Here is an 8,463-nt window from a genome sequence, read left to right as displayed (position 1 = left end):
GAATTATGCTGAGACAGCATTCGTTAAAGTTGGACAGGTGCTGGCTTTCTTGTATGTTGCGGGAACATTTCTTCCGTACAAATATGCGATTCCATTGATTGACGAGTGTTTTAAACTATTTGGTTACGCGCCTGTTGTCTGCTTTTGTATTTATTACTGCTATGTCAATGCGACAGGACGTTTTTCCAGACTCCTCTCGGCTGGTTGGTGTGTGAAGTTAGGTGAGCGCAGTTATTCTATTTATATTTGGCATATTTATTTTTATACCTTTGTTCTGATGCTGCCAGGGACGCGTTTTCTACATGTTGTCATGGCGTGGGCGGGTATTTACATATTTTCAGCGATTTCTTATGAATGGTTGGAGAAGCCACTCAGGTTGCGTATGCGCAAGTTGCTATCTTGGGCTTAATTCTAATCTTCAGTATGCGTGTCATTCGAGGTGGCCTATGATATTTGGCAGTCAAAATAGTGTATTCATCATTGCCGAAGCCGGCGTCAATCATAACGGTGACCGTGAAATGGCATTCAGGCTTGTCGATGCTGCAGTTTCCGCCGGAGCTGATGCCGTAAAGTTCCAAACGTTTAAGACTGAGAAGCTCGTTTCTCGGGCTGCTCCGAAGGCCGCGTATCAGTCAAAGCAAACCGGAGCGGAAAGCAGCCAGTATGAGATGCTCAAACAGCTGGAGCTTTCGCATGATCTGCATCATGAGCTGAGATCCTATTGTATTGAGCGAGGAATTCAGTTTCTTTCCACAGCTTTTGACGAAGGCAGTCTGGACTTCCTTTGTGAAATGGATATGCCATTTTTCAAAGTACCTTCTGGGGAGTTGACCAATCTTCCGTTACTGTGGAAGTTTGCACATACTGGCAAACCATTGGTGGTTTCCACCGGTATGGCGACGCTTTCAGAGGTAGAGGCGGCGCTGGCTACGATTTGTCATGCGGTAAACCATGAAACCGAACCGACGTCCTTGAGTGACGTCTGGCGCGCCTGGTCCACTCAAGAGGCAAGAGTCAGGCTGAGCGAACGCGTAGTTTTGCTTCACTGCACTTCTCAGTACCCTACGCCGATGCATGAGGTGAACCTTCGTTCAATGAAGACGCTGGGCGAGGCATTTGGCTTGCGTATCGGTTATTCTGACCATACTGCAGGGACGTTGATTCCGACGGCCGCTGTAGCGCTTGGGGCGGTGGTGATCGAAAAACATTTCACGCTGGATCGCGCCTTGCCCGGACCTGATCATGCAGCCTCACTTGAGCCCGAAGAGCTAGCTGAGATGGTGGCTTCTATCCGCAGCCTTGAGGTAGCGCTGGGCAGCGCGGTGAAGGCACCGAACGACAGTGAATGGGATACGCGGTTAGCCGTCAGGAAGCAGGTTGTCGCTGCAAAGCCCATTAAGATTGGCCAGCCTATAGAGCGTGATGATTTGACTACTGCTCGCACCGGAGCTGGTTTGGGTGCGGAGCAGCTCTGGGACCTTGTGGGTACCACCGCAAAGCAGGATTTGAATGTCGGTGACAATCTGTAATGATGTCGACGCAAAATGATTTTGACTGGATTGATTGATATGCAGAAACAAGTTTGTATTCAGGGCCTAGGTTTTGTCGGTGCGGCCATGGCAGTGGCCTGTGCCCAGGCCGGCAAGCGTCAGGGAGGGAAGCCCTTATATCAGGTCATCGGCTTGGATTTGGATAGCCCTGTGGGTAGAGAGCGCATCCGCAAGCTGAACGAAGGTGTCTTTCCCTTCGGGACCACCGACAATGATCTTATTCGTCTCACCGCGGACTCGCACGCCGCCGGCAATCTGCGTGCTACGTCCGGTATAGAGCCGTTGCGTACCGCTGACGTGGTGGTGGTGGATGTACATTTCGACATTGGCGATCTGGCCGGCGATGGCCATCTCAAAACCGGCCCGTTCCTCGAAGCTATCAAAACACTGGGCCGCAATATTCCGCAAGGTTGTCTGGTGATTGTAGAAACCACCGTACCGCCAGGTACCTGCCGCAATATAGTTAAGCCAGCCTTGGCTGAATGTGCGCTAGAGCGTGGTTTGCCGGAAGATGCTTTTTTGCTGGCGCATGCATACGAGCGCGTGATGCCCGGCGACCAGTATTTGGCTTCCATTACAGATTACTGGCGGGTTTTCGCAGGAGATACGCCAGCCGCCGCGGATGCCTGCGAGGCCTTCATGTCCACGGTGGTGAACGTGGCCGAATATCCTCTTACTCGTCTTTCCAACACGACAGCATCGGAAACTTCCAAAGTGTTGGAAAACAGCTACCGCGCACTTACTATCGCCTTCATGGATGAATGGGGTAAATTTGCCGAGAAGGCTGGTGTGGATATGTTCGAGGTAGTTGGTGCGATTCGCAAGCGCCCCACCCATAGCAATATGCGTCAACCGGGTTTTGGCGTTGGTGGATACTGTTTAACAAAAGATCCTCTGTTTGCAGATTTGGCGGCTAAGGACATCCTCGGCCTGGACGGTGTCGAGTTCCCATTGTCGCGGATGGCGGTCCGGATTAATCAGGCCATGCCTTTGCACCCAGTGGATAAGTTGCGTTCCCGTCTTGGTGGCCTAAAAGACGCGCGCGTGCTGCTGGCCGGCGTATCGTACCGTCAGGATGTGGCGGACACTCGTTATTCGCCTTCGCAGACGTTTTACGAAATTGCGGTGAAGGAGGGGGCGGTAGTGATTTGCGCCGATCCGTTGCTGTCCTATTGGGATGATCTGCAGATCTCGGTCGATGACTCGTTGACGGCTTGTCCGGATGTGGATGCAGTGGTGTTCGCGGTGCCGCACAAGGAATACATGAAACTGGATCCGAGCGCGTGGCTTGGCGGCCGTACCCCTTATATTCTGGACAGCAACAATTGCTTAAGCGCAGCACAGCGTGAGGCCTTTGCGCGCGCAGGCTGCGTGGTCGAGTCTGTTGGCCGCGGCGCATGAGCCAGGTTGCCTTTATCAAAATTTTGAAATTATTCAGGAGTTGATGTGAAAGTACTTATTACTGGCGGTGTAGGTTTTGTTGGCGGCCATCTGGCCCGTTCCCTGGCTTCCGAAGGGCATGATGTTACCTTGCTCGACAACTTCAAGCGCGGTGTGCACGATCCTTTCATCGAGTCTTGCATCAATGAACTTGGTGTCAAGGTGCTGAAGGCGGACCTGCTAGAAGAGTCGACTCTGCAGGATTTGCCGACCGATTTTACCCATGTCTACCATCTGGCGGCCATCATCGGCGTGACTCATGTATTGCAGCGTCCTTACGAAGTGCTGGCTGACAATACCAAGATGACTGACAACGTTATCGGTCTGTGTCGCCGTCAAGAGAAGCTGCAGCGTCTGCTGTTCAGCTCCACTTCCGAAGTCTACGCAGGCAGCCTGATCCACATGGACATGCCGATCCCGACACCGGAAACCACCCCGATTGCCCTGACCGGACTTGACCAGCCCCGCACCAGCTACATGCTCTCCAAGCTGTACGGTGAAGCCATGTGCAACATGAGCGGCCTGCCGGTTACCAATGTCCGCTTGCATAATGTCTATGGCCCGCGCATGGGGATGTCTCATGTGATTCCCGAATTGCTGTTCAAGGCTTGGAAGTCGCAAGATGGCGATACGCTGGATGTATTCAGCGTTGACCACTGTCGTACCTTCTGCTTTGTCAGCGATGCGGTGCGCATGATTCGCGCGCTGGCCGAGTCTGACAGCGCTCTGGGACAAACTGTCAACATTGGTAATGAATCACCGGAGATTTCCATCGGAGAGTTGGCCGAAGTGGTTGTATCCACCGTGGGTCGCAAGCTCAATCTGGTACCGCAACCTGCGACGCCAGGTTCTCCGTCCCGCCGCTGCCCCAAGACCGGGCTGTTGAAAGACCTGACCGGTGTTAGCGGGATGGTATCCTTGCAGGAGGGCGTGCGTCAGACCTTTGACTGGTATCTTGCCAATGTCTTCCAAGGAGGGGTGAGCGCAAAATGATTCCTTTGGCGATTCCGAACCTGGCCGGCAATGAGCGGGCCTACCTCAATGAGTGCATCGACTCCACTTTTGTCTCGACAGTAGGTCCCTTCGTCAACCGGTTTGAACAGATGGTGGGTGAGGCTGCCGGCTACACATATACCGTCGCCACTTCCGCCGGCACTACCGGACTTCATGCCGCGCTGATCGCCGTGGGCGTTGAGCCTGGCGATCTGGTGATCATTCCCGGCCTCAGCTTCATTGCTACGGCAAACGCGGTTGCACACGCGCATGCCCAGCCGTGGATGCTGGATATTGATAGCGAAAGCTGGACGTTGGATCCGCGGCAGTTGGAGAAAGCTTTGCGCGAAGAAACCGCGCGCGATGAGCGCGGCGCGCTTCGTCACAAGGCAACGGGCCAGCGCGTCGCGGCCGTTGTGCCGGTGTATACGCTGGGCATGCCGGCCGACATGGATCCCATCGTCGCGCTCGCGCGCGAATTTCGCTTGCCGGTGGTTGCCGATGGCGCGGCCGCGCTGGGAGCGCGCTACAAGGGGCGCAGCCTTGGCGACCTGGGCGCAGATCTCACCATGTTCTCATTCAATGGCAACAAGACAGTCACCGCCGGCGGCGGCGGTGCTGTCAGTGGCAATGACGAGGCTCTCGTCAAGCGGGTGCGCCACCTGACCACGACCGCCCGCGTCGGCGCCGATTACGATCACGACATGGTCGGCTTCAACTACCGGATGACGAATCTCCAGGCTGCAGTCGGTTGCGCCCAGATGGAGTTGCTGCCACGCTTTGTTGCTCGCAAGCGCGAAATCAGCGCTTTCTACGACAAGAGTTTTGCCTCTTTGTCTGGCGTCTTGCCCTTCCCCCTGCCTGATTTTGCAGAAAGCGCCTGCTGGTTTGCCGGCTTTGTGCTCAAAGAGGGTGATTCCGCGGCGCTGCGAGCCCGCTTGCGCGAGAAGGGCATCGATGCGCGCCCCTTCTGGAAGCCGCTGCATTTCCAGGCCCCCTTCGCAGCTTGCCCGCGCGGCGACCTGTCGGTCAGCGAGAGCGTCTGGCAGCGTATTGTGACTTTGCCGTGCTCCACTGGCATCAGTGATGAGGAGCTGGAGCAAGTGGCCGCCATCGTGATTGCGGAGGTAGGGCAGTGAATGATATCGCCCCTCGCAAGATTTGCTTTGTCACGGCTACCCGCGCCGATTACGGTCATTTGTATTGGGTGATGAAGGCGGTACAGGCAGATGCCGCATTGCGGTTGCAGGTGATCGTCACCGGGGCGCATTTGTGCGAGCAGTGGGGCCGGACGGAGCAGGTCGTCATGCGGGATGGCTTCCCGATTGACGCGCGCATCGAAATGCAGATGGCGGGGGATTCAGGGGTTGGTGTCAGCAAGTCCACCGCCTTGGCCACGATGGGGTTTGCCGAAGCTTATGAGCGTTTGTCGCCAGACCTAATCGTGTTGCTGGGGGATCGCTATGAGGAGCTTGCTGCAGCGCAGGCTGCCTTATTCATGCGCGTGCCTGTAGCGCACATTCATGGCGGAGAGACCAGTGAAGGCGCGATGGATGAATCCATTCGCCATGCGGTTACGAAGATGTCGCACGTGCACTTTGCTGCCGCAGAGGCCTACCGGCGGCGCATCCTGCAGATGGGGGAGAATCCGGCAATGGTATTCAATTTCGGCGCGCCGGGACTGGACCACTTGCAGCAGACGCCGATGATGTCTCTTCCCGAACTGGAGCAGGATCTTGGCTTGGCTTTGGCGGGGAGACCGGTATTTCTCGTCACCTACCACCCCGCTACGCTAGGCGATATTGAGCCTGGAGCGGCAACTGACGAACTGATGTCGGCGCTTGACGCGTATCCCGAGGCCTCGGTGATTTTCACAGGCGTCAATGCGGATGCGGGCAATGCGGCCATCAGCTCACGGATTCAGGCCTACGCGGCGCGTTACCAAGATCGGGTGCGCTTTTTCAATTCGTTGGGACAACGACGTTATCTCAGCCTCATGCAGTGTGCCGACGTGGTGATCGGCAACTCCTCCAGCGGGCTGATCGAAGCGCCGGCAGTGCGGGTGCCTACGGTCAATATCGGCGATAGGCAAAGGGGCAGGTTGAAAGCCTTATCCGTTATCGATTGTCTTGAGAACGCCGGTGATATCAGATGCGCCATTGATCTTGCCCTGTCAGAATCGTTTCTGGCGGCGCTGCCGCAGGATGTCTCGCTCTACGGCAAGGGTGATGCTGCCGCTAGGATTGCGCAAAAGCTGAAGACGGTTGAGCTGGATGGTGTTCTCGCCAAAAAATTCTATGACTACATGCCTTCAGGCAACTGAGTGCGAAGAGCGAATAATGAGCAAACCCATTTATGTACTGGGCGCGGGCGGCCATGCAAAGGTGATCATCGATGCTTTGCTGAGCCAGGGGCTGATGCCGTCAGGCGTTGTCGACCCTGCCGTGCAACCCGGCGACAAAGTCATAGGCATTGAGGTGATTGGCGGCGATGAGGTGTTGCAATCTTTTGCACCGGATTCCGTCTGGTTGGCCAACGGAGTTGGCGCCACGCCTAAGAGCCGGGTCAACGCCAAGCTGTTCGATATCTGGCGCGGCAAGGATTACCGCTTTATCAATGTGCGGCATGCCAGTGCTATTGTTTCGGCTCATGCCCAGGCGCATGAAGGGTCGCAAATCATGGCAGGCGCCGTTGTGCAGGCTGCCGCTGTGATCGGTGCCGGCGTGGTCGTCAATACTGGAGCCAGAATCGATCACGACTGCGTTATCGGCCAGCACTGCTTCATCGCGCCATCTGTCACGATGTGCGGCGGCGTGCAGGTGGGCGAGCGCACGTTCATCGGCGCAGGCGCCGTGCTGTTGCCCGGGGTCCGTGTCGGCAGTAATGCGCTCATTGCTGCGAATGCGGTCGTGGACGCGGATGTTGCTGACGGTGGTTGCGTGCTGCGCGCCTGACTGGCTCTAGTGAAGCCAAATCATTTGAAGAGTTCATCATGAATGTATCTGATGTAGTGATCCGTTTTCTGGAGAAAATCGGTACCCGGCATGTTTTCCTGCTGTCGGGCGGGGGCATCATGTATCTGCTGGATGCGCTGGGGAAAAGCGAGAAAGTCGATTATGTGTGCAACTATCACGAACAAGCCTGCGCTATTGCCGCAGACGGTTATGCGCGCATGTCCGGCTTCGGCGTTTGTTTCGCCACTTTCGGACCTGGCGCGGTAAACGCCTTGTCCGGTGTCGTGGGGGCTTGGTATGACTCTGTGCCGATGCTGGTTGTCTCCGGTCAGGTACGTTCCAATCTGGTGGCGGACTACGACAAGGTAAGACAAGTGGGACCGCAGGAAGGTAACGTGCTGGAAATGGTGAAGCCGGTGACGAAATATGCCATTTCACTTCGCGATCCGTCCATGATTCAGTACGAACTGGAGAAGGCTTACCACATCGCCAAGAATGGCCGCCCGGGTCCGGTATGGATCGAACTGCCGCTGGACATGCAGTCCGCCGAGGTTGACCTGGATACGCTCCCCCACTGGCACCCGGAGGCACCAGATGAAGAAGCCTGGCGTGCCGAGCTGGACAATGTGGTGAAGTCTCTTGAAACCGCTGCAAGGCCCGTGTTGATTCTGGGTAATGGTGTGCGCCTCTCTGGTATGTATGAGCCAGTGCGACAACTGGTTGAGCGGCTGCAGATTCCAGTGTTGACGCCATATACGGGCAAGGATTTGCTGGAGTCGGACAATCCATGCGCCTTCGGCACCTTTGGCACCGCCGGCCAGCGGCATGCCAACCTGATTATGCAGAATGCAGACCTGATTTTGGGGCTAGGGGTGGGTTTCTGCGTGGCTAAGACTGGTTTTGAAACCTCCAAGTTTGCGGTAGGGGCCAAGAAGATTTTTGTCGATATTGATCCGGGGCAACTGCAAGCTCACCCCTTGAAAGCTGACCTACCGTTGCTGGCGGATTTGCGTGCCTTAGTGCCGGCGTTGCTGGAAAAGCTGGCTACCTATCAGGCCCATAACGCTAAATGGCTGGAACTGTGTCGTTACTGGGAGGAAAAGTACCCGCTGGTGACGGAAGCGCAGCGAGCTGATTGCGGCTTCGTCAATTCTTACGTCTTCATGGAAGCCTTGTCCCGTTTGTCGGCACAGAATGATATCATCGTTACTGGCAATGGTCTTGACTGTGTCAGCTTCTATCAGGGTTACAAGATTAAGGCTGGCCAGCGCGCAGCCCTGAATGGTAATTGGGGGTCGATGGGCTGGGATCTGCCGACGGCTGTCGGCGCGCACTATGGCACGGGGCAGCGGGTACTGTGCATTGCTGGTGACGGCGGCGTGATGCTAAACAGCCAGGAGTTGCTCACCATTGGCGCCAACAAGCTGCCGATCCTGTCTCTTATACACATCTCCGAGCCCACGAGACTCAAAAGGGGGGGGGGGGGGGGGGGGGGGGGGGGGGGGGGGGGGGGGGGGGGGGGGGGG

General features: G+C 56.2%; 8 protein-coding genes. All 8 read left to right on the top strand.

Translation table 11 applies throughout. From position 1 onward, the window contains the following. Nucleotides 1–409 (top strand): acyltransferase (locus JHD59_RS21140; RefSeq protein ID WP_199155707.1); only part of this gene is annotated, 409 nt, incomplete at its 5' end. A 37-nt stretch (nucleotides 410–446) separates the two neighbouring features. Continuing rightward, nucleotides 447–1,529: an N-acetylneuraminate synthase gene (neuB, locus tag JHD59_RS21135; RefSeq protein ID WP_199155706.1), complete on the top strand. Its 1,083-nt coding sequence runs from the start codon at nucleotides 447–449 to the stop codon at nucleotides 1,527–1,529. A gap of 39 nt (nucleotides 1,530–1,568) precedes the next feature. Further along, nucleotides 1,569–2,951 carry a nucleotide sugar dehydrogenase gene (locus tag JHD59_RS21130; protein WP_199155705.1) on the top strand — a complete coding sequence of 461 codons (1,383 nt, stop codon included), beginning with the start codon at nucleotides 1,569–1,571 and terminating at the stop codon, nucleotides 2,949–2,951. A 45-nt stretch (nucleotides 2,952–2,996) separates the two neighbouring features. Then, complete coding sequence (locus JHD59_RS21125) at nucleotides 2,997–3,983, top strand: NAD-dependent epimerase/dehydratase family protein (RefSeq protein WP_199155704.1); 987 nt, start codon at nucleotides 2,997–2,999, stop codon at nucleotides 3,981–3,983. Next, nucleotides 3,980–5,122, top strand: a complete 1,143-nt coding sequence (locus JHD59_RS21120; protein WP_199155703.1) for an aminotransferase class I/II-fold pyridoxal phosphate-dependent enzyme — start codon at nucleotides 3,980–3,982, stop codon at nucleotides 5,120–5,122. The genes JHD59_RS21125 and JHD59_RS21120 overlap by 4 nt, the downstream gene beginning before the upstream one ends. Continuing rightward, on the top strand, nucleotides 5,119–6,306 hold the full coding sequence (neuC, locus tag JHD59_RS21115; protein ID WP_368671638.1) for a UDP-N-acetylglucosamine 2-epimerase: 1,188 nt from the start codon (nucleotides 5,119–5,121) through the stop codon (nucleotides 6,304–6,306). Before JHD59_RS21120 ends, neuC begins: the two co-directional genes overlap by 4 nt. Before the next feature lie 16 nt (nucleotides 6,307–6,322). Next, nucleotides 6,323–6,937, top strand: a complete 615-nt coding sequence (locus tag JHD59_RS21110; RefSeq protein WP_199155702.1) for a NeuD/PglB/VioB family sugar acetyltransferase — start codon at nucleotides 6,323–6,325, stop codon at nucleotides 6,935–6,937. Nucleotides 6,938–6,975: 38 nt separating this feature from the next. Beyond that, nucleotides 6,976–8,463 (top strand): thiamine pyrophosphate-binding protein (locus JHD59_RS21105; protein ID WP_199155701.1); only part of this gene is annotated, 1,488 nt, incomplete at its 3' end.

The organism is Chromobacterium sp. ASV23 (assembly GCF_016428945.1).
Taxonomy (GTDB): Bacteria; Pseudomonadota; Gammaproteobacteria; order Burkholderiales; family Chromobacteriaceae; genus Chromobacterium; species Chromobacterium sinusclupearum.
The sequence above is the reverse complement of the archived record's forward strand: the minus strand, read 5'-3'. Positions and strand labels throughout refer to the sequence as shown.